Source organism: Saccharomonospora sp. CUA-673 (genome assembly GCF_001942305.1).
GTDB lineage: Bacteria > Actinomycetota > Actinomycetes > Mycobacteriales > Pseudonocardiaceae > Prauserella.
The window spans coordinates 1-26829 of the sequence record NZ_MKKE01000017.1 but is presented as its reverse complement, the minus strand read 5'-3'; the positions used below and the strand labels follow the sequence as shown (position 1 = coordinate 26829).

At 70.8% G+C, this 26829-nt stretch carries 20 protein-coding genes and 1 pseudogene; 8 read left to right on the top strand and 13 right to left on the bottom strand.

The window, feature by feature from the left end; all coding sequences use genetic code 11:
* Positions 1–6: 6 nt before the first annotated feature.
* The 11 genes and pseudogenes from BJF85_RS28810 to BJF85_RS09675 form a co-directional block, all read right to left on the bottom strand.
* Positions 7–507, bottom strand: a complete 501-nt coding sequence (locus BJF85_RS28810) for a hypothetical protein (protein WP_255375517.1) — start codon at positions 505–507, stop codon at positions 7–9.
* Positions 465–1394, bottom strand: a complete 930-nt coding sequence (locus BJF85_RS28805) for an ABC transporter substrate-binding protein (RefSeq protein WP_222844489.1) — start codon at positions 1392–1394, stop codon at positions 465–467. The genes BJF85_RS28810 and BJF85_RS28805 overlap by 43 nt, the downstream gene beginning before the upstream one ends.
* Positions 1301–6220: an SDR family NAD(P)-dependent oxidoreductase gene (locus BJF85_RS29905; RefSeq protein ID WP_255375516.1), complete on the bottom strand. Its 4920-nt coding sequence runs from the start codon at positions 6218–6220 to the stop codon at positions 1301–1303. The genes BJF85_RS28805 and BJF85_RS29905 overlap by 94 nt, the downstream gene beginning before the upstream one ends.
* A gap of 35 nt (positions 6221–6255) precedes the next feature.
* Positions 6256–8139, bottom strand: a pseudogene (locus BJF85_RS28790) (type I polyketide synthase); the annotation flags it as partial.
* Positions 8136–12188 carry a non-ribosomal peptide synthetase gene (locus tag BJF85_RS09700; RefSeq protein WP_075846719.1) on the bottom strand — a complete coding sequence of 1351 codons (4053 nt, stop codon included), beginning with the start codon at positions 12186–12188 and terminating at the stop codon, positions 8136–8138. The pseudogene BJF85_RS28790 and the gene BJF85_RS09700, both read right to left, overlap by 4 nt.
* 100 nt (positions 12189–12288) lie before the next feature.
* A complete protein-coding gene (locus BJF85_RS09695; protein ID WP_222844488.1) occupies positions 12289–13029 on the bottom strand; it encodes a Chromate resistance protein ChrB in 741 nt (246 codons plus the stop codon).
* A gap of 57 nt (positions 13030–13086) precedes the next feature.
* Positions 13087–14382, bottom strand: coding sequence for an MFS transporter (locus tag BJF85_RS09690; RefSeq protein ID WP_083666177.1), 1296 nt, complete (start codon positions 14380–14382; stop codon positions 13087–13089).
* A gap of 32 nt (positions 14383–14414) precedes the next feature.
* Complete coding sequence (locus BJF85_RS28785) at positions 14415–14780, bottom strand: acyl-CoA dehydrogenase family protein (protein ID WP_255375524.1); 366 nt, start codon at positions 14778–14780, stop codon at positions 14415–14417.
* Positions 14777–15631, bottom strand: coding sequence for an acyl-CoA dehydrogenase family protein (locus BJF85_RS09685; protein WP_222844487.1), 855 nt, complete (start codon positions 15629–15631; stop codon positions 14777–14779). Before BJF85_RS09685 ends, BJF85_RS28785 begins: the two co-directional genes overlap by 4 nt.
* A gap of 31 nt (positions 15632–15662) precedes the next feature.
* Positions 15663–16127: a hypothetical protein gene (locus BJF85_RS09680; RefSeq protein ID WP_075846717.1), complete on the bottom strand. Its 465-nt coding sequence runs from the start codon at positions 16125–16127 to the stop codon at positions 15663–15665.
* Positions 16124–17245: a type I 3-dehydroquinate dehydratase gene (locus BJF85_RS09675; protein WP_158056860.1), complete on the bottom strand. Its 1122-nt coding sequence runs from the start codon at positions 17243–17245 to the stop codon at positions 16124–16126. Before BJF85_RS09675 ends, BJF85_RS09680 begins: the two co-directional genes overlap by 4 nt.
* Before the next feature lie 424 nt (positions 17246–17669).
* On the opposite strand from BJF85_RS09675, the gene BJF85_RS09670 reads away from it, so the two are divergent.
* Both BJF85_RS09670 and BJF85_RS09665 read left to right on the top strand, forming a co-directional pair.
* On the top strand, positions 17670–19736 hold the full coding sequence (locus tag BJF85_RS09670; RefSeq protein WP_075846784.1) for an NADPH-dependent 2,4-dienoyl-CoA reductase: 2067 nt from the start codon (positions 17670–17672) through the stop codon (positions 19734–19736).
* A gap of 123 nt (positions 19737–19859) precedes the next feature.
* Positions 19860–20423, top strand: a complete 564-nt coding sequence (locus tag BJF85_RS09665; RefSeq protein WP_075846713.1) for a GNAT family N-acetyltransferase — start codon at positions 19860–19862, stop codon at positions 20421–20423.
* Positions 20424–20446: 23 nt separating this feature from the next.
* On the opposite strand, the gene BJF85_RS09660 is transcribed toward BJF85_RS09665, so the two are convergent.
* The gene (locus BJF85_RS09660) at positions 20447–21388 is read right to left on the bottom strand and encodes a zinc-binding dehydrogenase (protein ID WP_255375515.1); all 942 of its coding nucleotides are present in this window, start codon (positions 21386–21388) and stop codon (positions 20447–20449) included.
* A gap of 142 nt (positions 21389–21530) precedes the next feature.
* On the opposite strand from BJF85_RS09660, the gene BJF85_RS09655 reads away from it, so the two are divergent.
* From BJF85_RS09655 to BJF85_RS09635, 6 genes are all read left to right on the top strand, one after another.
* Positions 21531–22460, top strand: a complete 930-nt coding sequence (locus BJF85_RS09655) for a DUF998 domain-containing protein (RefSeq protein ID WP_255375514.1) — start codon at positions 21531–21533, stop codon at positions 22458–22460.
* Positions 22457–23326, top strand: a complete 870-nt coding sequence (locus tag BJF85_RS09650; RefSeq protein ID WP_075846711.1) for a hypothetical protein — start codon at positions 22457–22459, stop codon at positions 23324–23326. The genes BJF85_RS09655 and BJF85_RS09650 overlap by 4 nt, the downstream gene beginning before the upstream one ends.
* Positions 23327–23437: 111 nt before the next feature.
* Positions 23438–24610, top strand: coding sequence for an acyl-CoA dehydrogenase family protein (locus BJF85_RS09645; protein WP_075846709.1), 1173 nt, complete (start codon positions 23438–23440; stop codon positions 24608–24610).
* Between the two features lie 13 nt (positions 24611–24623).
* Positions 24624–24914, top strand: coding sequence for a hypothetical protein (locus BJF85_RS29900; RefSeq protein ID WP_255375513.1), 291 nt, complete (start codon positions 24624–24626; stop codon positions 24912–24914).
* Entirely contained in the window at positions 24854–25801 is a 948-nt protein-coding gene (locus tag BJF85_RS09640) for an acyl-CoA dehydrogenase family protein (RefSeq protein WP_255375512.1), read from the top strand. Before BJF85_RS29900 ends, BJF85_RS09640 begins: the two co-directional genes overlap by 61 nt.
* Complete coding sequence (locus tag BJF85_RS09635; protein ID WP_075846707.1) at positions 25802–26296, top strand: GNAT family N-acetyltransferase; 495 nt, start codon at positions 25802–25804, stop codon at positions 26294–26296.
* On the opposite strand, the gene BJF85_RS27210 is transcribed toward BJF85_RS09635, so the two are convergent.
* A partial coding sequence (locus BJF85_RS27210; RefSeq protein WP_187346894.1) for an HNH endonuclease signature motif containing protein occupies positions 26223–26829 on the bottom strand: 607 nt, incomplete at its 5' end. The two genes, BJF85_RS09635 and BJF85_RS27210, sit on opposite strands and share 74 nt — an antisense overlap.

Below are 26829 nucleotides of genomic sequence, written 5' to 3'. Positions count from 1 at the left end.
CGACGATCACGGGGATTCGAGGCGAACCCGGTCGATGAACAGGCGCTGGAACCCCGGCCCGGTCGGCAGTCCGGACACCTCCGGCCTGGCCAGGTCGAGGCCGTCACCCGCGGCCCACACCACGTAGCCGCCGTCGTCGGCCACCTCCCGCTGCAGCTCGCCGAGCGCGGCATTGCGTGCGGCCTCGTCCTTCTCCGCCATGGCCTGATCGAACCGATCGCCCCAGCCGTTGCCGCCCCAGGCGGTCTCGTTGGTCGGCGAATCGGGCAACAGCGCGACCCGCGTCACGTCGAGGAAGGAGATACCGCCGAGATAGCTGACGTAGAACGGAGCCTGTGCGTAGACCTCGGTCCAGAAGGTGTCCTGTGACACCACGTCCACGGTGACGTCGATGCCGACGGGTTCGAGCTGGCGAGCGATCACCGTGGCGGCGTCGTCCATGCCGGGATACGCGGTGGTGGTCTTCAGCGTGAGTTCGAGACCGCCACCGTGGCCCGCGTCGGCCAAGAGCTGCCGGGCACGGTCGAGGTCCCGCGAGCGGTCGGGAACGTCCGGAGCGGTCGGGTCGCAGGGGTGAGCAGATCGCCGGCGAGTCGGCCCTGCCCGAGGAAAACGGTGTCGAGCAGCTGTTCGCGGTCGACGGCGAGTTTGATCGCCTCCCGAACCCGGTCGTCGTCGAACGGTGCCGTGTCGAGCCGCATCACCAGTGGGTAGACCGTCACACCCGGCCGGTGGACCAGCTGCAGCCCGTCCTGCTCCGCTGTCCGAGCGGCGGCCGGGTTGACACTGCCCGCGACGTCGGCCTGGCCGGAGGCGACGGCGTCCGCGCGGGCCTGCGGGTCGGCGATGGCGCGGATCTCGATGTGGCTGAGCGGTGGGCGCGTGCCCCACCAGTCGTCGTTGCGGACGAGCACCGCCGCCTCGGCGTCCCCGGATTCCATGCGGAACGGTCCGGACCCGGTCGCCGGCCGCCTGAAGTCCTCGGTGCCCTCCGGCACGACGAAGGTGGCCGATTCGAGCGCCTGGCCGACCTCGGCGAACGGCTTGTGCGTGACCAGGCGCAGGGTGTGGTCGTCGACCACTGTGGACGCGTCGAGATCGAACATGCCCATGCGCCCGTAGTTCTCCGCCGCCTTCTCGTGCATGCGGCGCAGCGAGAACAGCACGTCGGCCGCCGTCACCGGAGTGCCGTCGGAAAACACGGCGTCGTCGCGCAGCTCGATGCGCCACGTGGTCAGGTCGTCGTTCGGGGTCCACGACGTGGCCAGTCTCGGCTGCGTGCCGTTCTCGCCGGGCACGGTCAGCACGTCGTAGAGGAGGGCGAACCGCATGGCGTCGGACTCGTTGCCGAGACCGCCGTGCGGATCGTGGCTCGCCGTGGCGGGCGCTCCCACGGCCGCGTACCGCAGCGTGCCCGCCCGGCCCTGCCTCTCGGAGTCGGGAGCGCTGCAGCCCGCGGCCACGAAGGCCGCGACGAGCGTGCCTGTGCCGAGGAGGAACTGTCGTCGGTGCATCGGTGTCCTTGTCGGTGTGTCGGTTCGGGTGGGGGTTCAGTGCTGCGGACGCGGTGTCTCCGGAGGAGGCCCGGCATCGCCGGCATCGCCGGTGAGAGCACGGGAGAGCGCGGCGTTGAGTTCGGCGGCCACGTGCGGCAGTGCGGGGCCGCGGAGCATCGAGTAGTGGTGCGCGTCGATGTCCACGACGTCGCAGCGGTGGCGAGGTGTGCGGCCCAGCCGAGGTCGGGAACACCGGCGGGCACGTCGTCGACGCCCATGCCGACGCCGGAGTTTCGGGGCGAACGTCGAATCGCCCGCAACAACAGCACCGGGGTGTCGGCGTCGAGGCGTTGCGGCGTGTAGGCCGCGAGCGCACGCAGGTGCCGTGCGAACACGTCAACGCGGGTGCGTGCCGTGTCGTGGCGGCTCAGCAGCCGCTCGGCGCGCAGGCGCGCGTCGAGTTCCTCCCATGACGGGGCCGGATCCGCGCTGCCGAGCTCGGCGCCGGTGAACGCCTCGAGCGCTCCGAGATATCGCTGCACGAGCGTGTCGCGAACGACGTCGGGGCCGCCGTCGACGTCGGTGATGTAGCTCGGATCGTTCGAGTCGAGCATGGCAAGCAGGGCGACCCGGTCTCCGGTGCCGGTGAGGTTGCGAGCGACCTCGTGGGCGAGGTCGCCGCCCATCGACCAGCCACCGAGCAGATACGGGCCGTGGGGTTGGGCACGACGAATGAGGCCGGTGAACCGTGCGGCCATGTCGGCGACGTGCTCCGCGCCGCGCCCACCCGCGAGTTCGGGGTCGGTCAGTGCGATCACCTCGACGCGCTCGTCGAGTAGCCGCGCCAGTTCCGCGTAGCAGACGACATCGCCGCCCGACGGATGCAGCAGAAACAGGGTGTGTTCGCCGGCGCCCGCGCGAATCGGCACCGCGATGTCGTCGTCCGTGAGTCCGTCCTCGACGAGGCTTTCGCCGGTGGCACCGTCGTCGGTGAGGCCGTCGCCGGAGTCGTCGTCGACGGCACGTTCGTGGGCTGATCCGCCGCCTGCGGACGTCTCCTCCCACGGCTCGTCGAGGAGGGCGTGGACGCGGGATACGTAGTCGTCGAAGACCTTGTCCACCTCGGCCGACGGCAGGGCCGGTTCGAGGGTGTCCCACTGCAACAGCAGGCGGCCCCGCTGCTCGAGCACCTGATGGTCGAGCAGCGTCTGCGGGGTCTGGCTCAGCGCCGCCACCTGATGTCCCGCCCATTGCGGGTCGTGGTCGCCGCCGATGACGTCGTCGAGACCGAGCGCGCTGGTGAACACGACCGGAATCGGGCTGCGTTGCCCGTGTCGCACGGACTTCTCGGACAACACGTCCAGAGCCGAGAAGTCGCGGTGGTCGAGGTCGGTGAACAGCAGCCGTTGCGTGGCGCGGGCACGGTCGGCGAACGTGGCGGGCTCGGTGCGGTCGATCTCGTGCAGGACGAGCGAGGTGAAGTCGCCGACGACGCCGGCGACGTCGGGATGGACGTCCGGTCGGTCGAAGAGGGTGAGCACGACGGAGAACCGGTCGTCGCCGGTCCATGCGGCGAGCGCATCGGCGTACGCGGTGAGCAGGACGGCGGTCGGCGCGACGTGGTGGCGCGCCGACCGCTCGCGCAGCGCGCTCCACGCGTCGCCGTCGAGGGTTGCCGATCGCCGCACGAAACGCGGGTCCACCGCTTCGTGGTCGACCGGGAGGGACGGTGCTTCCGGTAGTCCGGCGAGTCGCCGGCGCCAGTAGGCCGCGGCGCGCTGCCATTCGGGTCCGTGGCGTCGCCGTTCCAGCGCGGCGACGCAGGCGGGGAATCCGACGCCGATCTCCGGAAGTTCGGCGTCCGGAGCAGTGTAGAACTGGCGGAGCTCGCGGTCGATGATCCACCAGCTGGCTGCGTCGCAGATCAGCACGTCCACGCCGATGAACAGCCGGATCCGTTCGCCGGGCAGCCGGGCGGCCTGGATCTGTACGAGTGGCCAGCGGTCCGCCGGTCCCGGCTGCCTGCTGACGCGTTCGCGCAGTCGCTCCAGGCGCTGTGCGCGGCGTTGTTCGGTCAGGTCGGTCAGGTCGTGGGTGCGGATCCGGTAGGGCGGTACCTCGTGGAGGATCTGGGCCCTGCCCTGGGGCGTGATGATCGTGCGCAGCAGCGGGTGGCGGGAGATGACCCGGTTCCAAGCGTGTTCGTACGCGGTGACGTCGAGACCGTCGCAGTCGTACTCGAGGTAGAAGTGGCAGGGAACGTCGCCCCATTCGTAGCCGCCGTCGCGGCCCACCCAGTACGCGTGCTGGACGCGGGTCAGCGGGAACGTGCCGTCGGCGTCGATGCCGTCGTCGACACTGCCCTCGGCGTCGCCGGTCTCGGGACGCGCGGCGTCGAGGGGGTCGGACACGGTGTGGCGGTCCGTACGACGGACGAGCGCGGCGAGAGTGGCGACCGTCGGGTTGGCCAGGACGTCGCGCAGGCGCAGTTCGACACCGAAACGATCCCGCAGCTCCGCGAGCATGCGGGTGGCCAGTAGGGAATGGCCGCCGAGCGCGAAGAAGTCGTCGTCGGCCGAGGCCACCGGGGTGCCGAACAGTTCACTCCACAGCGCGGCAACCGCGTTCTCGGTCGGATCCTCCAAAGAGGACTGCTCGGCGGATGTGGCGGCGCGGACGGTCGCCGCCGCCCTCATACGGGGTCCCAGTCCCGTGGACGAGACGGCCACGAGTGGTGGCGTGTCTGCCTCCAGCAGACGTGCGAACGCCGCGGTTCCGGTCGCGGCGTCGAGGGCATGGTCGAGCACCACGGTGCGTTCGCGTCCGAGCGGGCCGGCGCTCCAGCCGTCCCATACGGCGCTGACCCACCGGGTGGGACCGTCCGCGTCGGCGGCCGCCATGGCAATGCCGTCGAGGACCGCGTTCGCCGCTGCGTAGGCGCCCATGCCGATACCGCCGACCAGCGTCGTCGCCGACGACATGAGGACCACGACCCGCGGTCGGCGGTCGAGGGGGAGGACCTCGACACCCGCGCGCAGCGCGGACGCCCCGCCCGCCTTCGCACGTAACTGGTGGTCGGCGTGCTCACCGTGGGTGTCCCGCAGCGTCCGTGCGCCGTCGGTGGCGACCACGCCTGCGGCGTGCACCACCACGTCGAGTCCGTCGGCGGCGAGTTCGTCGAGCAGGGCCGCTGTGGCCTCGGCGTCGGCTGCATCGAGTGCGCGGACGTCGATGTCGGCGCCGTCGGTGGTGAGCTCGTCGAGCGCGGCACGGCGTGGGCCGTCGTCGGGCGTTCCGGACCGGGAGGTCAGGACCACGCGTCGTCCCGTCCCGGTGAGGTGACGTGCAAGGGTCAGACCGACGTCACCCAATCCGCCGGTGATGAGCGCCGTGCGTCGCCCGCGACCTGCCTCCTCGACCGGCTGCCCGTCGTCGCCCGGCGGATGCCACGGGACGAACGTGCGCGCGAGCCGTGTGCCGCCCCGGACGGCGACCTCGAGTCCGGAGCCGACGTCACCGGCGAGATCAGCCAGTTCGTCGGCGATCGCGCTCACCCCGCGGTCGTTGCCGGGCGAGGCGGGCAGGTCGAGGGTGCGCCACCGGAGTCCGGGCACCTCCTGGGCGAGGATGCGCGGCAGCACGCCGGCGGCCGCGGCATCGGGCACCGTGTCGTCCCGGTCGTCGAGCCGGTGGGCGCCCACCGTGACCTGAAGCACCACCGGAGCGGTGTCCGCACCGGAGAGCATGCGGGCGAGCTCGGCGTACGTGCTGACGGTCGAGGCCGCGGACGGCTCGCCGACCAGCACGACGCCGGCGAAGTCGGACGGGTCGGTGTCGTGTGCCAGGCATTCCGTGCCACGCGCGGTGAGGCCGGCGCGAACGGCTGCGGCGTCGACGGAGTGGCCCGATGTGTCCTCGGGCCCGACGACGAGCCATCGCCCGGCAACCTGCTGCGTCGCGTTCAGCGGGGGCAGCTGATGCCATCGGGGGATCTGGAGCGGTTCCGCCGTGCTGGGGCCGGAGCCGTCGCCGGAGTCGTCGGGGAACGATGCGGGGCGGTCGTCGGCAGGAGGGTTGATCCACAGTGGACGACGTTCGAAGGCGTAACCGGGTGCGGTGATGCGCCGACGGCTCCCGTGTTGGTGGGGGTCGAAGTCGACGGCGAGGCCGTGTGTCCACAGTCGCCCGACCGCGTCGTGGAACCCGATTGCATCGTCCTCGTCGGTGGGGAACGTCGCGATCGCGTCAACCATCGACGCGATCCGGTTGCGGCGCGCGAGTGTGGCGAGTGCACTGCCGGGGCCCGCCTGCACGACGACCGCGGGCGTTTCGTCGTCGGTGTCGCCGGCGGCGGCGTGCAGCGCCGAGGCGAACCGCACGGGTTCGCGCAGCTGGCGAGCCCAGTGGTCGGCGGTGAACAGTTCGTCGCCGGCTACCGATCCGGTCACGGTCGTGACCATCTCGGTGGTGAACGTGCGGCGCGGCAGATCCGCCGCGGCCGCGCGAACGGCGGGCACGGCCGGGTCGACCAGGTGGGAGTGCAGTGCGGCGTCGACGTGCAGTTCGGCCGCGCGCTCGCCGCATTCGGCGGCGAGCGCGGAGATCGCATCGCGGGGCCCCGACACGACGCACGCCTCCGGCGCGTTGACCGCGGCGAGGTCGACACCCGGATGCCGCGCGAGCAGGGCCTCGACCTCCGCTTCGGGTAACTGCAGGGAGAGCATGCCGCCGCCGGCGGCGCGCGGGAGGCCTCGGTGCACCGCACTGCCACGAGCCGGGCGGCATCGTCGAGGCCCAGAGCGCCGGAGACCACGGCGGCGGAGTACTCGCCGAGGCTGTGGCCCACGACGACGTCGGGTCGAACGCCCCAACTCTCCAGCAGGCGTGCGGTCGCGACCGATACGGCGAACAGAGCGGGCAGGCCGAAGCCGGCGTCGCGCACCCGCTCGACCGGAGCCGCACCGGTGATCGCCTCCCGGACGTCCGAGCCGAGCAATGGTGCCAACAGCTCCGCGCACTCATCCACTGTGGACCGAAACACCGGTTCTTCAGCGTAGAGCCGGGATCCCATGCCGCGGTACTGGCTGCCCGCTCCGGGAAAGGCGAACACGACCCGCGGTGGTGTGCCCGACGCCCGAACGGGCGCGACATCGCGCAGGGCGTCGGCTGCCCCGCCCGGCCGTACCGCCGCCGCGACGCGGTACGGCAACCATGCCCGTCCGGACTGCAGGGTGTGGGCCAGATCGGCCGATACGACGGAGCCGTCGGCGATGGCCGCAGCCGTCGCCGCCGCGGCGGACCGGGTGTGCGCCGAGGCGAGCAGTATCTGCGGGCGGTTGTCCTCGGCACTCTCTGGCGGTGCAGGCGGTGGGCCGAGCACGACGTGGGCGTTCGTGCCGCCGATGCCGAACGAACTGACGCCGGCGTGTTCGGGTCCGGTCCACGGCCGTGTCTCGGTCACCACGTCGAACGGGGATCCGTCCAGCGCGAGCAGTTCGTTGAGCGGCTCTGCGTGCAGCGAGGCCGGAAGCGTCCGGTGCCGGATCGCCAACGTGGTCTTGATCAGCGCCGCGATGCCCGCTGCGGTGTTGGCGTGGCCGATGTTGCTCTTGACCGAGCCGAGGCCGCACCATGCGGGGCCGGATTCCCCGAACACCCGCCGGAGCGCAGCGGTTTCCACCGGGTCTCCGAGGCGGGTCGCGGTCCCGTGGGCCTCGACGTAGCCGATCTGCTCGGGCGTGACCCCCGCGACGGCCTGTGCCTCCGCGATCACCCGGGCCTGCCCGCGCATCGACGGTGCGGTGAACCCGGCCTTGGCGGCGCCGTCGTTGTTGACCGCGGTGCCGTGGAGCACCGCGAGCACCGGGTCGCCGTCGCGGACGGCGTCGGACAGCCTGCGGAGAACCACGACTCCCACGCCTTGCGAATAGACGATTCCCGTGCCCTCGGCGGAGAACGGGCGCACCGTACCGTCCGCCGAGTAGATCCCGTCGGCGACGTGCAGATATCCCTGACCCTGAGGGACGATCAGCGAAACGCCACCCGCGAGCGCCGTGTCGCATTCCTCGTCGAGCAGCGACTGCGCGGCGAGGTGGACGGCGACCAGCGACGTCGAACAGGTGGTGTTGACCGCGATCGCCGGGCCCGTGAGATTCAGCCGGTACGCCACCTGCAGCGGCAAGTAGTCGGTGTGCGTCGACATCGCGGTCTGCAGGCTGCCGAGGGGATCGGCGCCTCCGCCCGTGGGACTCCAGCGTCCCGCGAGGTTGCTGGTGAGGTAGGCACTGTGGCCCGCCCCGGCGAACACGCCCACCGCGCCCGCACCGACGCCGCCGCCGTGGCCGGCCTGTTCGAGGCCCTGCCACGCGGTTTCGAGGAACAGGCGCTGTTGCGGGTCCATGAGCGCGGCCTCGGCCTCGGTCAGGCCGAACGGCACGGGGTCGAACAGGTCCTGCCCGTCGATCAGCCCGCCGACCGGGACGTAGTCGGCGCGCTCCCGCAGCGAACGAGGCACGCCCCGTCCGGCGAGGTCGTCGGCGGAGAACCGGGTGAGACCGTCGCGGCCGTCCACGAGTTGTCGCCAGAAGGTGTCCGCGTCGGGTGCACCGGGGAACCGGCACGCCACGGCGGTGATCGCGATCATCGGACCAGCTCCCGTGCCTGCGCGCGAGCCCTGCCTCGTGCTCGTCCCGTGTCCGGCAGCGGCGATGGCGGAGACTCCGGAGGCTCTGCTGTCGTCGATGGCGGTGTCTCTGACGTCGTGCCGTGCGGTTGTGCGGGCTGAGCCCCGGCCGCGCCGAGGTGGTCGGCGATGACGGTGGCGAGGTCGTCGGCCGTCGCGTTGCTCAGCAGGTCGACGACGGTCAGGTCGGGGTCGAGCTCCGCGCTGAGCCTGCGCTGTGCCTGAACGAGCGTGAGCGACGTCGCGCCGAGCTGGAAGAACGGTGTGGCGCTGTCGATGTCGGTGTGCAGGAGTTCGGCGAACACCCGTCGAACGGCGTCCGCGGCCCGCCGTCGCACTGCGGCGTCCGGCCGTGCGCCGGTGGTAGGCCCCGCTGTGGTGTCCGGTTCCGCAGACCGGTGACGCGATTCCGCCGCCGGCTGGGTAGGTACGGGGCCTGCGTGCCGCGGTTCGGACGCGTCGGTGGTCACGACGAGCTCGACGAGCACGCCGTCGCGCAGCCGGGCGTGTGCCTGAAGTCCGGTCGATGCAGCCGCCTCGATGAGTCGTCGGGTCTGTCGTGCGGCCGCGGCGAGCCCGTCCACCGGTGGCAGATCGCCGGTGCGCAGGACGAGCGTGGCCTCGAGTCCACTGTGGACCGCCTCGCCGAGTGCGGTCTCGAACGCGCCGGACGCTCCAGCCGTCGTTGCCGGGACGACCGACGGTGGAACGGTTGCGGATTCGGCAGGTTCCTCGAGGAGTGAGACGTCCGCATCGGTGGTCGTCACGTCCGATCGCCCGGGTTGAGGAGGCGCGACCGCGGAGCGGGTGTACGGGTTGGCCAGCGCGGCGTAGTCGATCTTGCCGTTCACGGTGACGGGGAACTCGTCCATGAGCACGAACCGGCTCGGCACCATGTACTCCGGGACGTGGGCTCGCAGCCGGGAACGCAGTTCCTGGTCGTCAGGGGTGCTGTCACCGTGGCCGACGACGTAGCCGACCAGTCGCGGTCGGTCGTCGGGGCCGGGCACCGACAACGCCACCGATTTGCGGATCTCGGGCAGCCGGTCCAGCACGGACTCGACCTCGCCCAGTTCGATGCGGTGTCCCCGGATCTTCACCTGCCGGTCGAGTCGGCCGAGGAACTCGATGGTGCCGTCGTGATGCCAGCGGCCCATGTCACCGGTTCGATAGAGCCTGCCGAGTTCCGGGTGGGTGATGAACCGTTCGGCGGTTTGGCGCTCGTCGCCGACGTACCCCCGAGCGAGACCGCCGCCGCCGATGTGCAGTTCTCCCGGCTCTCCGGCCGGTTGCGGGGCGCCGTTCTCGTCCAGGATGTGAAAGCTCTGTCCGCGCAGGGCACGGCCGTAGGGGATACTGCGCCAGGCGTCAGGCACCTCGCCGATGGGATGGCAGATCGACCAGATGGAACCCTCGGTCGCGCCGCCGAGACTCACGATCGTGGCCCCCGGCGCCAGTGCGCGGATGCGGTCGGGCAGGGTCACGGGAATCCAGTCGGCGGACAGAAAGACCAGGCGCAGCGATGCGAACGCCTCGTGGGCGAGATCGGGGTCGACCTCGGCGTACTCGACCAGCATCTCCATCAGTGCCGGCGCGGTGTTCCAGAGCGTCACGCGATGCTCGCGCATGAGGTCGAGCCAGTGCCCGGGATCTCGCTGCCGCTCCGCCTCGGGCAGTACGAGCGCGCCGCCGACGCCGAGGACACCGAAGATGTCGTGCACCGACAGGTCGAAACTGAAGGCCGACAGGGCCAGCATGCGATCGTCGGCGTGGAGCGGGAAGCGGTCGACGAGGTCGTCGATCGTCGTGCGTGCGGCGCGGTGCTCGATCGCGACGCCCTTGGGTTTGCCGGTGGAGCCCGAGGTGAAGATGACGTAGGCGAGCTCATCGGCGGCCGGTGTGCGGCGGCCGGCCTGGGTGGATTCCCGAGGGACGGCGTGGGGGCTCGCGGCGATGCTGCCGTCGGGTCGAAGCTCGTGCACCGTGACCGTGTCCGGCCATGCGTCGGCGTCACCGTCGGAGACGAGGGCGTGCCGGATTCCGGCCTGCTCGCACACCGACGCGATCCGGTTCGCGGGCCACGACGGCTCGACGGGTACGTAGCCCGCGCCGCTCGCGCAGATGCCGAGCATGGCGGCGATCTGCGGGGCGCCCTTGTCCGCCGACACCGCGACCAGGTCGCCCGGGCCGAGTCCCAGTTCGGCCAGCGCGGCCCCGCTGCGGTTCACCACGGCGGCCAGCTCCCCGTGGCTCATGGCCCGGTTCGGCGCAAGCAGCGCATCGGTGTTCGGGCTCCGCTCGGCGGCAGCGCGCAGCGGGTCCGGCAGTAACGGTCCCGCCTCGGGGAACGGCGTGACATCGAGCGGTTCGGTGGGAAGGAACGACGGGTCCCAGCCGAGCAGGCGATCGGTCCACGCCTGCGTATCGGTCGCGAGTCTGCGCAGAAGTCGCAGGTGCGCGGCGAGCATGCCCTCGACGAAGCCGTCCGGGAACGCTCCTTCCACGGTGTCCCAACAGAACGTGAGCGTGCCGCGCTCGACGTAGACGATGTGGTCGAACAGCACCTGCGGCGTCTGCGAGATCCCGAACACCTCGTCACCGAGCCAGTCCGCGGGGTCGTCGGCGGTGTCGAGTCCGAGCCCGCTGGTGAACACCACCGGATACCGCGGTGTCGTCTCCCCGGCCGCGCGCAACGCCTCCACGCCGGAGACCGAACGGTGGTCCATGTCGGTCCAGAACTGCCGGTTGGTGCGCCGGGCGTGGCCCGCGAATCCGTCCCACGTCGTGAGGTCGAGCGACGGCATCTGCACGAGGACGGTCGAGGTGAAGTCTCCGAGCACGGATGCCAGCTCGGGTTCGTCCGGGCGGTCGAACAACGTCGCGTTGAGACAGAACGGTTCGGTCGCACCCCAGCTGTGGAGGGTCAGGCCGAAAGCAGCGAGAAGGAGGCCGGTGGGACTGAGTCCGTGTTCGGAGGCGCGTGCGCGCAGCTGCTGCCACTCCTGTTCCGGCAAGCGGGCCTTCGCGCGGGTGAAGCGGTGCCCGCGCAGATCGTGTGCGTCGTCGGTCGCGGGCAGGACGGGGCCGGGTGGCAGTGTGTCGACCCGGGCCGCCCAGTACGCGAGATCACGCTGCCTCCGACCCTGCTCCTCGGGGTCGGATTCGCGTCGTCGCACGATCTCGGCGAACGTCGTCGGCTGAGCCGGCAGTTCGACGTCCGGATTCTGGACGAGTGCGCCCCATTCGCCGAGCAGCCGCAGCCATCCGGCGAAGTCGACGGCGAGGACGTCGATGCCGAGTTGCAGTCGTGTGCGCCCGTCGGGAAGGAGAACGGCGCCGAGGTCGAACAGCGGCCAGACATCGGTGGGACGTACCTGGTGCGAGCGCTCGTGCCGAAGGTTTTCCGCTCGCTGCTCGGCATCCGCGTGCGGCAGGTGCCTCAGGTCCGTGACGTCGATGTCGTAGTGCGGGACGTCGTCGAGCACGTGTTGGCGTGCGTCCGTGCCGACGACCATGCGCAGCACCGGGTGTCGCCGGACCAGCCGGTTCCACGCGGACGTGAGCGCTTCGAGATCGGCTTCTGCGGGCTGCTGGGGCGTGCGGTCGTACTCGCGGTAGAAGAACGTCGCTACTCCACCCAGGGGGAAGGCGGGCTCGCGGCCCACCCAGTAGGCGGCCTGGATCGGGGTGAGCGGGAACGAGTCGCCGGTCGACGCGGAGGTCGCTGAAGCCTCGGCTGTCTCCGGGGCGCCCTCGTCGCCGTCCGGGTCGGTGATGCCGTGGGCGACCGAGCGGATCGTGGCTGAGCCGAGGAAGGCGGTCAGGGGCAGATCCTGGCCGAAATCCTCACGCAGACGACGACGCAGTCGGACGGCCGTGAAGGACTCGAGGCCCAGTTGGGGAAGGGGAGTGTCGGCATCGAGCGTTCCGGGCGCAGTACCGAGCACCTCTTCCGCCGCCGCTGTCACATCGTCGAGGTCGATAGGTGGCACCGACGGCGTCGAGCTCATGATCCTCCTTGCGCCCACGAACAGTCATGGAAACGAAAATCGTTTCCATTATTTCGGGATCTAACTCGTCCGTGTCAAGGTCAATTACTGGCTGTGCGCGTCAGTCAGGTGCCTGGCTATGCCCCGCGTCGGGTCGAGCTCTGCCTGTCGGCAGGGGTTTTGTCCTGCCAGGGCGGCAACCGTGGTGGTGAGGACGCTCTACGCAACGTGAGTTACGCAGGGCGGAGTTCGCGGGTGAGGGTGCGTGCGCGTCGGAAACTGATCGTGCGGTGGCGACGGAACGTGTCGACTCAGGGGCCGTCTTCGGCCAGGTAGACCTTGTTGGCGAAGACGTCCAGGGTGCTACGCAGTCCTGCAGCGCCGCCTTGGCCTCCGCGCCGCGGGCGGCGTCGAGCGAATCCCGGAGCTGGACCTTCTCGAACCAGCGCCGGAGCTTCGTGAGGTCCTCGTCGTTCTCCTCGAGCTCCGCATAGGTGAACTTCTCGGCCGCCGTCTCCTTCTCGATCTCGGCCAGGAAGCCGCGACAACGGTCGATGATCTCCTCGTACTCCTCGTCGCGCGCGGCGTTGTAGGCCGCGACGACATCGGGATTGCCGGCCAGCACGTCGCAGCGCATCAGCTGGGCCGAGCCGCCCAGCTCCTCGATGTGCTTGCGCAGCGACCGCAGTGACCGTTCGTGCACGGGCGAGTCGGGCAGGACGGCCACCGAGTTCTGCAGGTACACCGCTCCGGCGGCCTTCAGCTTCCGCCACACGCTCGCGCGCAACCGTGTGGGTTCGCGGGGGATGCGGTAGACGAGCAGCAACCACCCCTGCCCCGTCTCGTGATCGGAGAAGTCCATGGTCACCTCCGACAGCGTGCCATCTCGCGGCGGCGCATGTCTCGTACGGCGTTGCACTCAGTTGCGGGGCCGGGCCGCCGGAACCTGCCGGTGCGGTTTGACCGCGAACGCTGCCGCCGCGACCAGGAGGGGCAGCACGGACAGCACGAGCAGGGCCTGCTGGTAGGAATCCGACCACGTTCTGGCCAGCGCGAGCACGACCGGACCGAACGCGGACGTGCCGATCACGACCGAATGCACCGCCCCGCGCAGCGCCGCGAGATGCCCGAGCCCGAAGGAGTCGCCGAAGGCCACCCCCTTCAGGGTGCGCACGGCACCCGTGCAGGCGCCGAGCGCCACGCCGTAGGCGACCGCCGTCCAGCCCGGACCCACCCACCCTGCGGTGAGCGTGGTGAGTGCGAGCGCCGCCATCATGGTGACGACGAGTGTCCGGTCGCCGATGTGATCGGCCGACCAGCCAACGAGGAGGCTGGCGAGCAGCCCGGCGATCAGTTGCGGGACGAAGTTCGCGGCGGCCTCGGTCACGTTCAGACCACGTTCCCCCAGCAGCGAAACCTGATGAAACATCAGTGCCGTCGTGATCAGGCTGCACACGCCTCCGCCGCTGAGCACGACCCAGAACACCGGTGTCCGGCTCGCGTCCCGCAAGGTCCAATCGGCAGCGGATTCCCGTGCCGGCGTCCCGGACTCGGCGTCGTGGCCCGGTGCGAGGTCGGCCTCCCTGCCGGAGCGGACGCGGCGCGGAAGCACGAACAGCGCCGCCGGAATGGTGATCGCGAGAACGGCCCACCCTTGCAGCTGCAGGACGGTGCGCCAGCCCAGGTCACCGATCAGTTGCTCGAGTGCCAACGGCGCCAGTGAGATCGCGGAGGTGCCGATCGCCGTGACGATTCCGGTCGCCAGCCCGGTGCGCCGTTGCAGGTACAGGGCGACCACGGTGGTCGCCACGAGGCTCAGCGCCGCCTGCCCGCCGACGCGAATGCCGACGAACGCCGAGGTCAGGCCGACGAACTCGGTGACGGTGCCGGCCGCGAGCAGCGTCGCACCGAAGCAGAGTCCGATGGCCGCCATGACACGGCGCGGTCCGAAGCGGTCCAGCAGCTTGCCCAGCAGCGGAACCACCAGCGCACCGGCCAGCGAACCGATCGAGTAGGCCAGGGCCACCGATGAGTGGGACACGCCCAGCGAGGTGCTCAGCGGGTGGACGAACAGTGCGATGGCCGCGGTCTGCCCCGGGGCGGTCATGGCCAGCGCCACCGAGGCCGAGCCGACCACCCGGGTCCGGTAGCCGGCCGGACCCCGGTGCCCGCTCCTCGCGCGCGCCGATGTGGACGGAGTGATGCCGATCGACACGAGACCTCCCGCGCGTGGTGGTGGGAGGGCGGTCAGGGCTTGAAGAACGAGGAGTCGTGGGTTTCACCGAGCGCTGCGCGCCCGATCGTGGCGAGGACGTGGTCGTCGTTGTCGTGACGTGCGTAGAAGGTGAGGTCGCGCAGGATCCGTTCCACCGGGCTGGGACGAACCAGGCTGCGCGCCCCGCAGGCGCGCACGCAGTGCTCGACCGTTTCCAGCGCGAGATGTTCGACCAGATGGCGTGCGCTGCCGCCCGCACGCCGCGCCCCGGCGCGCCGGCCGCTGTCCCAGAGCTGTGCGACGTGGGCCAACCACAGGTGGGAGGTCTCGATGTTGACCTTCATCGAACCGGCTCGTTGCTGCACGTAGGGGTCCGCGGTCTTGTTCTGCCGGGTCAGATACTCGAGCGCGTAGTCGAAGGCGCCCTCGGCCGCGCCGAGGAAGCTGGCCGCGTAGTGCGGGGTGAAGGCGCTCTGCCAGCCTCGTGCAGGTAGGCACCGGGTGCTCCGACGAGGTTCTCCTCGGGCAGGAACGTCTCGCCGAACTCGACGACGTGACTTGCCGTGGCACGCATGCCGATCGGGTCCCACCACGATTCGTCGACGGTGACGGTGGGATCGGAGAGGTCGCACGCCAGCAGGAGCAGACCGTCGGGCGGGGCGTCCGCGTGCCGGGCACCTCCGGGCCCTGCGGTGTTGACCAGCAGCAGGGCCCAGTCCGCCCCGGTCGAACTCGTCGCGAACGCCTTGGTCCCCTCGAGCACCCAGCCGCCCTCGACGGGGGTGATGCTGGTGCCGAATCGCGTACCTTCACCGGGCTTGCGCGCTTGCGGTTCCCCGCTCCACGCCACCCACTTCTCGCCCCGGTGGACCACTCCGTCGAACCAGCGCTGCTGCTGTCGTTCGGAGGCCAGTGCGTGCAGGAGCACGAGCGAGTTGGCATGACCCTCCCAGCACCGGCCCAGCGAGAGGTCGGCCTTGGCCAGCTCCTTGGTCATCAGCCACAACGTGAGTGTGTCCCCGTTCAACGGGCCGAGCCCCAGCCCGCCGTGCTCTCGTGGGACCGCTGCCGCGTTCAGGCCCGCGGTGGCCAGATCGTCGAAGTCTTCGCCGGGAAAGGTGCCCGCGCGGTCGTGCTCGTCCGCGCGCTTGGCGCACTCCCGTGCGACCTGGGCGACCTGTTCGAGCAGTGCGCGGCTGTCCGGACCGAGGCTCTGCAGCCACGTCGCTTCCGAGCTTGCGAGGTCCACGCTTGATCCTTTCTTCCTGCTGTTCGGGGAGTCACGTGCCGGGAGTCAGCGATGCCGGCGCCGCACGGTCTCGTCGTGCGATACGGGCGGCGTGCAGCAGCGCCCGCGTCTGTTCGGTGGGCAGGTGCCGGCCGGTCATGAAGTGGAACTGGCAACCGGCGTCGGCGAGCAGTACGTCCCACCCGTCGATGACCGTGAGTCCGCGCTCGCGGGCGGCCGTGACGACGGAGGTCTCCTCGGAGCCGTAGACCATGTCGACCACGACCGGGTCGTCGACGAGCTCGACCCGGAACGGCACGTGATCGGTCACCGGTGTCGCATGCACGAGCACCGCACAGCCATCCGGGCGGAACGCATCGAGGGGTGTGAAGTCGAGACCGAGCGCGTCGGCGACAGCCCGGCCGCGGTGGGGATCGCGGTTGACGAGCACCGGGTCGGCGCCGCATGCGGCCAGCGCGAGGGCGGCGGCGCGGCCGGCACCGCCGCAGCCGATCACGGCGCCTTGCGGCCGGATACGGGAACGCCGACGTCGGCCAACGCCCTGCTGATCGCGGGACTGTTCGACGTGTCGCCGAACCAGGAATCGCCGCGCCGGACGAGCGAGTTCGCCGACCCCGACCTACGCGCTGCGTGGCTGGTCGTTCGCGCCGTGGTGAGTGCCGCCTCCTTGTGCGGGGAGACGACCGTGACGGCCCCCAGGGGAAGGCCGATTTCGGAGAGACCCGAGTCGGCGACCTCGTTCCAGAAGGAGGAGAAATCCTCGACCTGGAACGGTACGTACAGCGCCGGGACGTCGAGTGTGCGATAGCCGGCGTTGTGCACGCGGGGTGATACCGATTTCAGGACCGAACGGCCGACAATTCCGTTGACGGAGTGCACGGGACGCAGGTCCGGAAAACCGTAGTCCGCCACGAGCCGGCCGACGGTGGGCACGGCGGCGCCGCCGTCACCCACGGTGCCGAATACGACCGGCGCACCGAGCCGGGGAGCCAGCAGGCGACTCCAGAAGCCGGCGGGCCCGGTCCCGAACGCCGTGACATCCGAGCGTGCCACGTCGTGGAGGAACCGCAGTGGAGCCAGCGCCTGTTCGGGCCGCGACACGTCGGTCGTGAGGAGGTAGAGACCGGCGCCGACCGTCGCCATCCGGTCGAAGCGATCGCGCAACACGGCGTGGTCCGCGGCGGTCCCGTGCCAGGAGATCCGGCGCTGTGGCACCGGAATGCGGTCCAGCACTTCCGGAATCAGGTCGCGCTCGGCCTCCAGATCGACGACGTCGTAGTGCTCGGCGGCGGCGAGCAGCCGGGCGTGCCGTTCCTCGGCCGAGCCGTCGAAGACGCCGCCGTGGTCCCGGCTGCGGAGGCAGTACACCAATCGGCCGCGGATGTGATTCCGCACGTGCGCTGCGACCTCGCCCACTAGATCCGCACGGATCTCGACCAGATCGGCCCGGTGCCCGAGCGTGTCCGACTCGACGTCCGCAGGCGACAGCGGCTCGGTGACTACCGCGTTGATCGCAGCGGTGGGCCACGGTGGTTCCGAACTAGTGGCGCGTAGCAACATCGCCTCCCGGTTTTGCGGACAGCAGAAATCGGTCGGTGCATTTTTCGGCGGCATGCCCGAAGTGGTCGCACACATCGCCGGAGGAAATGTTCCGAAACGATGGTGAGTCCGTTTCGTCGTTTCTCGCATCTGCCGTAAATATGTTGATCGACTGCCGTGGTCGCATCAATGGTCGAGTGACGGGCGGTTTACCGTGCGTGACGGCCGGGCGGATTCGTTCAACGGGCGGTCTTTGTGGTTCGGTTTCGAAGTCGAAATCCGCATTGGACCGGCAGGTGTGCAAAAAATGTAACCGCGGTTAGGTCAATTGTGTGGCGACAACAAAGTCGGACCGCAAGAGGGCTTCTGCTGCCGACCGTGTCGTCCGCGCCATGGGCGCGCGGAGGGCTGTTCGACCGTGCTCGCTTATGACGGGCTTCATAGCTACTGGGTAGTAGGTTAGAGTCGGGGCGGACGATCCTTGCGGTGAGGAGTGCAGATGACGGCAGGCCCGGCGGAGCGCTATCCCCACCTGTTCACGCCACTCGACCTGGGCTTCACCACGCTGCCCAACCGGGTGCTCATGGGCTCGATGCACACCGGCCTCGAGGACCGGCCCAAACACGCGGGCCGACTGGCCGAGTTCTACGCCGAACGCGCCCGCGGCGGCGTCGGGCTGATCATCACCGGCGGATACGCCCCCAACCGCACGGGTTGGCTGCTCCCGCTCGCCGGGAAGATGACCAACCGGCGCGAGGTCGACCGGCATCGCGCCATCACCACCGCCGTGCACGACAACGGCGGCCGCATCGCCCTCCAGCTGCTCCACGCCGGCCGCTACGCCTACCACCCGCTCAGCGCCACCGCCTCGCGATCGAAGGCGCCCATCACCCCGTTCCGGGCACGCGGGATGACCGGCCGCGAGGTCGCCCGCACCGTGGACGACTTCGCCCGGGCCGCCGTGCTCGCCAGGGAGGCCGGCTACGACGGCGTCGAGATCATGGGCTCCGAGGGCTACCTGATCAACCAGTTCCTCTCCGAACGCGTCAACCGCCGCACCGACCGGTGGGGTGGCACGCCGGCCAACCGGCGCCGGTTCGCCACCGAGATCGTCCGCAAGACCCGCGCCGCGGTCGGCGACGACTTCGTCGTCATCTACCGCCTGTCCGTGCTGGACCTGGTCGACCAGGGACAGACGTGGGAGGACACGACCGCCCTCGCCAAGGAGATCGAGGCCGCCGGCGCCACGCTGCTCAACACCGGCATCGGCTGGCACGAATCCCGCGTGCCGACCATCGTCACCTCGGTGCCCCGCGCAGCGTTCGCCGACCTCACGGCGCGGGTGCGCGACGAGGTGTCCCTGCCGGTCGTCGCCTCCAACCGGATCAACATGCCGGAAACCGCCGAGGAGCTGCTGGCCCGCGGCGACGCCGACATGATCTCCATGGCGCGGCCCTTCCTCGCCGACGCCGACTGGGTCGCCAAGGCCGCCGACGGGCGCACCGACGAGATCAACACCTGCATCGGCTGCAACCAGGCATGTCTGGACCACGTGTTCGCGCACAAGACGGTGACCTGCCTGGTGAACCCACGAGCCGTCCACGAGACCGAACTCGTGCTGAGCCGCACGCGGCGGGTCAAGCGCGTCGCGGTCGTCGGCGCCGGACCGGCCGGTCTGGCGGCCGCGACCACCGCCGCCGAACGCGGACACGAGGTGACCCTGTTCGAAGCCGCCGACGCCATCGGCGGCCAGTTCCGGCTCGCCCGCCGCATTCCGGGCAAGGAGGAGTTCGCCGAGACGCTGCGCTACTTCACCCGGCGACTCGAGGTCCTCGGCGTCGACGTGCGCCTCGGCCACACCGCGACCGCCGACGAACTCATCGGAGGCGACTGGGACGACGTCGTCCTCGCCACCGGCGTGACCCCGCGCGCGGTGACCATCCCCGGCAGCGACCGACCCAACGTGCACAGCTACGCCGAGGTCCTCACCGGCGCCGTGCAGGTCGGCCGTCGCGTCGCCGTCGTCGGAGCCGGCGGCATCGGCTTCGACATCTGCGAGTTCCTGACCCACAGCGCTCACAGTGCCGAGATCCACGACCTGGAGGTCGGGCAGGAGGCCCCGTCGCCCGCGGCGTGGATGCGCGAATGGGGCGTCGACCCCACGGTCGCGCGGCCCGGCGGGCTCGCGGTCGCCGAGCGGCCGGAACCGCCGCGGCAGGTGTATCTGTTGCAGCGCAAGAAAAGCCGCGTCGGCGCCGGCCTGGGGAAGACGACCGGCTGGGTGCACCGCAAGACCCTCAAGGAACGCGGCGTCGAGTTCGTCCCGGGTGCCGCCTACTCGCGCATCGACGACGAGGGTCTGCACGTCACCGTCGGCGACCGTTCGCGACTGCTCGAGGTCGACGACGTCGTGATCTGTGCCGGCCAGGAGCGCCGCCGGGAGCTGTACGACGACCTGGTCGCCGCGGGGGTGAGCACGCACGTCATCGGCGGCGCCGACGTGGCCGCCGAACTCGACGCCCAACGCGCCATCGCCCAAGGCACCGACGCGGCGGCAACCCTGTGACGGCTGCCGTGTCAGCACCCCACGTCGCCGTGTCAGCACCCCACGCGGGCGTGTCAGCATCCTGCGTCGCCGTGTTGGCATCTCGTGTGCGGCCGGCGCGGGCGGCCCGGATACGCTCGGCGCATGGCACTGTCGGTACGGCTCGCGGCGAGTGACGATCGGCCCGCGATCGTGGAGCTGCTGCGGTCCTGTCACGAGGACGTTGTGGCCGAGAACGAGCGCGGCACGCAGGGATTCGTGCAGGGCGACTGGGACGAGTCGATCCTGGCGGAGCTGGCCGGCGGACCGGGGATCTTCGTCGCCGAGGAGAAGGACACGATCGCCGCGGTCGTCCTCACCGCCGACGGTGCCGATCGGGAACGCTTCACCGGCCCGGCCCGCCGCACTCTGGACATGACCAAGAGCCTCGAGGGCCCGGTCCTGCTCTACGGCCCGGTCGTCGTCGCCCCGACGTTCCGCGGCCGGGGACTCGTCCGCACCCTGCTGTCCGGGATGTCGCTCATGCTCGCCGACCGATACCCCACGGCGGCGCTGTATGTCGACAACACCAACGAACGCGCGCTGCAGGTCCACCGTGGACTCGGCATGAAGAAGCACAGCCGGTTCACCCTCGACGAGCGCGGCTACACGGTCCTCACGTTCGCGCCCAACGACTTCCACCCCCGCCCGGTCAAGAAGCGGAAGTGACGCCGGCTCGCCGAGCGTTGCGGTCACGGCACGAGGACGACCTTGCCCGTGGTCGTGCGGTTCTCGAGCGCGCGGTGTGCGTCGGCGGCGCGGGCGAGGGGGAACGTCGATCCGACGACCGGGACGCGGCGGCCGTCGGCGGCCGCGGCGAGGGAATCCCGTTCGAACGTCTGCAGCCGTTCCTGCATCCACGGGCCGAGCAGGTCGCGGACCTCGGCCGTCCCCGGATAGTCGTCGCGATCGCCGCTGAACCGGACCATGCGCCCACCGGCGGGCAGAGCGGCGTGGAGACGTCGGCCGATGTCCCCGCCGACCCCGTCGAGCACGACCGTGAGACGCGGTTCGGCGGCGACGAGCTCGTCGAGCCAGCCGTTGCGCCGGTAGTCGACGACGGTCTGCGCGCCGAACCCGCGCGCGACCTCGAGCCGGTCTGCGCCGCCCGCCAGGCCGACGGCCCGTGCGCCGGCGCCGCGCACGCCCTGCAGCAGGACGGCCGCCATCCCGCCCGCCGCGGACGTGACGGCCGCGACGTCGTCCGGTCCGATGTCGCCCGGTCCAGCACGGCCGCCGCCGTGCGCCCGGTGCCGATCGCGGCGACGCCGGTGCGCGTGTCGACCCGTCGGCAGTCGGTAGAGCCGGCCGACATCGGCGACGGCGAGCTCGGCGTACCCACCGCTGCCGCCGGGGCCGAGGTGGGTGACCACGGTGACGCCGATCCACGCCGCGTCGACCCCCTCGCCGACGGTGTCGACGACCCCGGCGACCTCGCGTCCCGGGGTCATGGGCAACGTCGGTTCGTGCCCGGGCGGGAAGCCCGTACCGGCGCGGAGCGCCCCGTCGAGCCGGTGCACACCGGCCGCCGCGACCCGGATCCGCACCTGCCCACCGGCGGGAACCGGGTCGGGCACCTGCTCGAGGCGTAGGACGTCCGGACCACCGAATTCGTGCTGTCTGATCGCGTGCATGAGCCCACCGAACACCCTCCAGTGCACTCGAGGTCAACGGCCGGCGCGCGGCCGAACGGTGCTCGGGGGAGCTCGGCGTACCGGCCAGTCGATACCACTGAGGGTTTCTCAGCGATGCGATGGCTACTCTGGAGTGGTGAGCATGGAGATCGGGACGAGTGGGTCGGTAGGGGAGAGCGCGGCACAGGAGGGTGCGGTGCTGGACAAGCAGGCCCCGGAGGTCACGGCAGGCGATCGGGCGGCCGGCGATGCCACCCGCGAGACGCCCCGTGACGCCACCCGCAACGCGGCACCGGCCACACCCGAACCCGCATCCTTCTCCGGCAAGCCCGCGCCGGGGAAGGCCGCCCCGGCGACCCGGCGTGCCAGGGCGTTGTCGCTCGTGGCCGGTCTGCTCGCCGTGCTGGGCATCTTCGTGCTCTTCCGCTCGATGCTGGCGATGACCAACCTCTTCGTGACGCACGCGGGTGAGCTCGACCCGTTGTCGCGGGCCATCAGCTACTACGTGTTCGTCGAGCACGCCGTGGAGACGTTCAACGCGACGCTGATCGCGGTGTCCGTGGCCACCGCGACGATTCTGCTCGGCATGGCGCAGCTGCGCGTCCGGCTCGGCGTTCCGGCGCTGTCCTGGTTCGCGGTCTGGTGCGTCGGCCTGGTGCTCTGCGTGGTGTTCCCGGTCGACAACTCGCCCTACGTCGAGACCGTGTCGGGCTGGATCCACCAGTTCGCCGGCGGTTCGCTGTTCATCAGCTTCCCCCTCGCCGGCTACGCGCTGGCCAAGCGGCTCGGCACGCAGCCGGACTGGGCCCGTACCGGTCGGGTGGTCCGCAAGTTCGCCGTGACGACCACCGTGATCGCGTTGACGTACCTCGCGATGCGCCTGCCGGACATGCTGCACTGGTGGGAGTTCCCGGCGGCCCTCGACTGGCGCGCCCTGGGCGGGCTGGCCCAACGTTCCATGTTCGCGGTCGCCCTGGTGATGCTCCTGGTGTTGGCCGTGCAGCTGCTGCGCGTCGCCTGGCGGCACCGCCGGGCGGCCGTTCCCGCCGAGAGGGTCGGGCAGACGCCGTGACCGTGCTGGCCATCGTGTTCGCCGTACTGGGCGCGGCATGCAGCGCGGTCGGCGTCCGATGGCAACACGACGGCGTGCGCGCCGAAACCGGGGGCGGCGGGCTGGCCCTGCGCAATCTCGGCGACCTGGCCCGCAACGCGACCTGGTTACGGGGCTTCGGCATCCTGTTCTGCTGCGCGGTCCTGCAGATCCTTGCGTTGACGTTCGCCCCGGTGACGGTGGTCGCGCCGATCGTGGTGCTGGCGTTGCCGATCATCGCCCTGCTCAACCCGCGCGGACTCGACGTCGCCGGCTGGCTGGCCGTCGCGGCCACGACCCTCGCCGTGACCGTGTTCGTCTGGCGCACCGCCGACGAAGCGGTGCACGACGCCGTCCCGGCGAACGCGGTCCTGTGGGCGGGAGCGCTCGTCGGCGGGACCGCCGCCGTGGCGGTCCTGGTCGCCACCATGACCAGCGGACTGGCGCGTTGCGGCGCGCTCGCCACCGCCGCGGGCCTGGCGTACGGGCTCGTCGTCGTGTTGGTCCGCGACGTCACGTACGCGGTGCGCACCGAGGGGCTCGCCGCGCTGCCGGTGCTGTCGCTGCTGGGGCTGGCGGTGGCGTTCCTCGCCGGTTCGTGGCTGGTGCAGCTCGGCTACGCCAGCGGCCCACCCGACCTCGTCCTGGGCGTGCAGACCCTCGTCAACCCGGCCGTGGCCACCACCATCGGGATCGGCCTGCTCGGGGAGACCGGCGGCATCGACGCGGCGTTCCTCGGGACCCTCGTCGGCTGTGGCGCCGTCGCCGTCACGGGCGTCGCCGTGCTCGCCCGCCACCACCCGGACGCCGCCGCCTACCGCGCCAGGCTGGCCACCGAACGGTCCTGACGCGGGTATCGCGTCGGCGCCCGTCGGCCTCTATGTTCGTAGGGTCAGCTGATCAACGTCCGCGACCCCACCGTGCGGGTCGACCGGGTGTGGAAAGGACATCGACGTCTTATGGATCTGGAGCTGTCCGACGAGGACCGCGCATTCCGGGATGAGCTGCGGGAGGTGTTCCTGCGGGACATCCCCGACGACATCCGCCGGCGCAGTGCGCTGGGGATGACGACGCGCGACGACATCGTCGCCAGTCAGCGCATCCTCAACGCCCGCGGCCTCGCGGTGCCGCACTGGCCGGGCGAATGGGGCGGCCGCGACTGGACGCCGACGCAGTCCCACATCTACGCCTCCGAGATGCAGCGTGCGGGGGTTCCGCAGCCGCTGGCGTTCAACGTGAGCATGGTCGGGCCGATCATCGCCGAGTTCGGCAGCGAGGAGCAGAAGAACACGTTCCTGCCCGCCACGGCGAATCTCGACATCTGGTGGTCGCAGGGCTTCTCCGAGCCCGAGGCCGGTTCGGATCTGGCGTCGTTGCGCACGACGGCGCGCCGTGAGGGCGACGAGTACGTCCTCAACGGGCAGAAGACGTGGACCACGCACGGCCAGTACGGCGACTGGATGTTCGTGCTCGCCCGTACCGACCCCGACGCGCCGCGCAAGCAGCAGGGTCTGTCGTTCCTGCTGCTCGACCTGACGACGCCGGGCATCGAGTACCGGCCGATCAAGCTCATCGACGGCAGCGTCGAGGTCAACGAGTTCTTCTTCGACAACGTGCGTGTGCCGGTCGAGAACCTCGTGGGCGAGGAGAACAAGGGCTGGAGCTACGCCAAGTTCCTGCTCGGCAACGAGCGCAACGGCATCGCACAGGTCGGCACGAGCCAGCGCATCTACGCCGATCTCGCCGCGGCGGCCGCGTCGATCCCCACGGACACGGGGGTGCTCGCCGACGACCCGCAGTTCCGCACGTCCATGCACCGCGCGAAGACGACGTTGCTGGCGTTGGAGGCGACGCAGATGCGGGTGACCGCGGCGTCGGAGAACGGGCAGGCGAGTCCGGTGTCGTCGTTGCTGAAGATGGAGGGCACACAGGTGATGCAGGACCTGACGGCGCTCCGCAGGCAGGCTGCCGGACACGATTCGCTGCTGTTGGAGGCCGGGTCGCCGCTCGCGTCCGACGAGGCGGCGAGCGTGGCCGCGGCCCAGTATCTGAACTACCGCAAGCTGTCGATCTTCGGTGGTTCGAACGAGATCCAGCGCGGCGTGATCGCGAAGACGATTCTGGGACTCTGAGGGGATTTGTGCGATGAAGCTGGAACTGAGCGAGGACCAGAAGCTGTTGTTCGAGACCGTCGACTCGGCGGTCGGCCGCGGTTACGCCGGTGGTGGCCGCGAGGAGGCGACGACGTCGGAGCGCGGGTGGAACGACGCGGTCTGGACCACGTTGGCCGAGATGGGCATCGCGGGTCTGGCGGTGTCGGAGAAGCACGGCGGCGCGGAGCGGGTCCGGTCGAGGTGTACGCGACGCTCGAGGCGTTGGGTAAGCATGTCGCGGCGGAACCGTTGCTGGATGCGGCTTTCCTGCCGTCGTGGTTGATCGCCGCGTTCGGCACCGACGAGCAGGTGGCGGAGTTGTTGCCGGCGGTCGCGGAGGGGACGCCGTTCGCGGTGGCGCATGCCGAGCCGGGCCGCGCGTGGGGTGCGGCGCCGTCGGTGACGGCGTCGGCCGGTGCGGACGGCGCGGTGACGTTGACGGGCGTGAAGTCGCCGGTGCGGCATGCCGATCAGGCGGCGACGCTGCTGGTCACGGCGGTGGCGGACGGTGCCACCGGGGTGTACGTCGTCGACGCCGGCGCGGCGGGGATGACCCGCACCGACGGGCGTAGCGCGGATTGGAGTCGGGCGGCGCAGGTCGAGTTCGCGGGTACGCCTGCGGTGCGGCTCGGTGGTGGTGTCGGTGGTGTCGATGATGCGGCCGCGTTGCGTGCGGCGTTCGCCCGGGCGCGCGTGGCGGTGTTGGGTGAGGTCGTGGGTCTGATGGAGACCGGCCTCGCGTTGACGGTGGAGTATTTGAAGACGCGGAAGCAGTTCGGTGTTCCGTTGTCGACGTTCCAGGCGTTGGTGCATCGTGCGTCGGATTTGTATGCGCGGGTCGAGTTGGCCCGGTCGATGGCGCTGTGGGCGACGGCCACGGTCGAGGCCCACGACAGTGGCGCCGTCGGGGCCGACGAGTTCGATTCGGTGGCCGACGATGCGTTCGTGTTCGTGGGTGATGCGGCGATCGAGGCGGCCGAGGAGATCGTCCAGTTGCACGGTGGCATCGGCATGACCTACGAATCGACCGTTGCGCACCACGCGGCACGGTTGACGGCGATCACCGAGAGCTTCGGTGGTGTCGCCGCCGCTCGTCGCCGGGCTGTCGCGTCGGATGCGGTGTTGACGCCGCCGAGTGCGTTGGTGGGCAACGTCGCCGCGGATGCGTGAATGACGGACGAGCTGTGGGCCGTCGAGCCCGAGCCGGTGGGGGCTCCCGAAGCGGCGGCGCTGCTTCGGGAGTTCCACGCCGACGTCGCCACCAGGCGCCGGTTGTCGCGTGAGGGCACGCGCGCGTCGGGCTCGGAGCTCGAGCGCGAGTTGGCGGAGCTGTCGACGGACGACCTGGAGCCGCCGGACGGCGTGTTCCTTGTCGGCAGGTGCGAGGGTGACGCGGCGGGCTGCGCCGGTGTCCGTCTGCTCGGCGCGCGTACGGCCGAGCTGATCGCCGTGTTCGTCCGTCCACTGTGGCGGCGCAGCGGCGGCGGCCTGCACCTCCTCGCCGCAGCCGACCGGGCCGCCGTCGACCTGGGCGCGGAGCGCATCGTCGTGCAGGCGCGCGCCGACCTGGTCGAGGCGCAAGGCCTGTACGTCAAGCACGGTTACGGCGAGGTCCGGCCCGCGACCGCCGAGTCCGACGCCTGGTACGGCAAGGACCTGCCGTAGTACGGCGGCGGTGAGCGTTCGGGACGGGCGCGTTGTCGGTTTCGGACGATCGGGGTTCGAGGACGGTTTCGCGTTTGTCGGTGTAGGTCACGCCGAGGGGTGTGGTGATCGACGAGGTGCCGTGGACGGGGTCGTAGTGGTGGGCCCAGCCGGGTGCGTTCTTGAGTCGGTGGTGTTTGCGGCAGCGTGGTGCGGCGTTGTCGACGGCGGTTGAGCCGTTGTCTTTGGCCCACTGTTGTTGGTGGTCGAAGTCGCAGTGTCGGGCTGGTCGTCGGCACCAGGGGACGATGCACATGCGGTCGCGGACTTCGACGACCTTGCGGATCGTCGAATTCGGACGATACGACGATCGGCCGAGGTCGACGGGGCTGCCGGTGGCGGGGTCGCAGAGCACCTTGCGCCAGACCGACTTGGGGTTGGTCATGATCTCCCGCGCGTACGCGGCGGGGATCGGTCCGATCCCGTCGATCGATGCCCCGGTCTCCGACATGGAGAGCGCCGTGTCGATGGGCATGTGCACGTAGACCATCGCC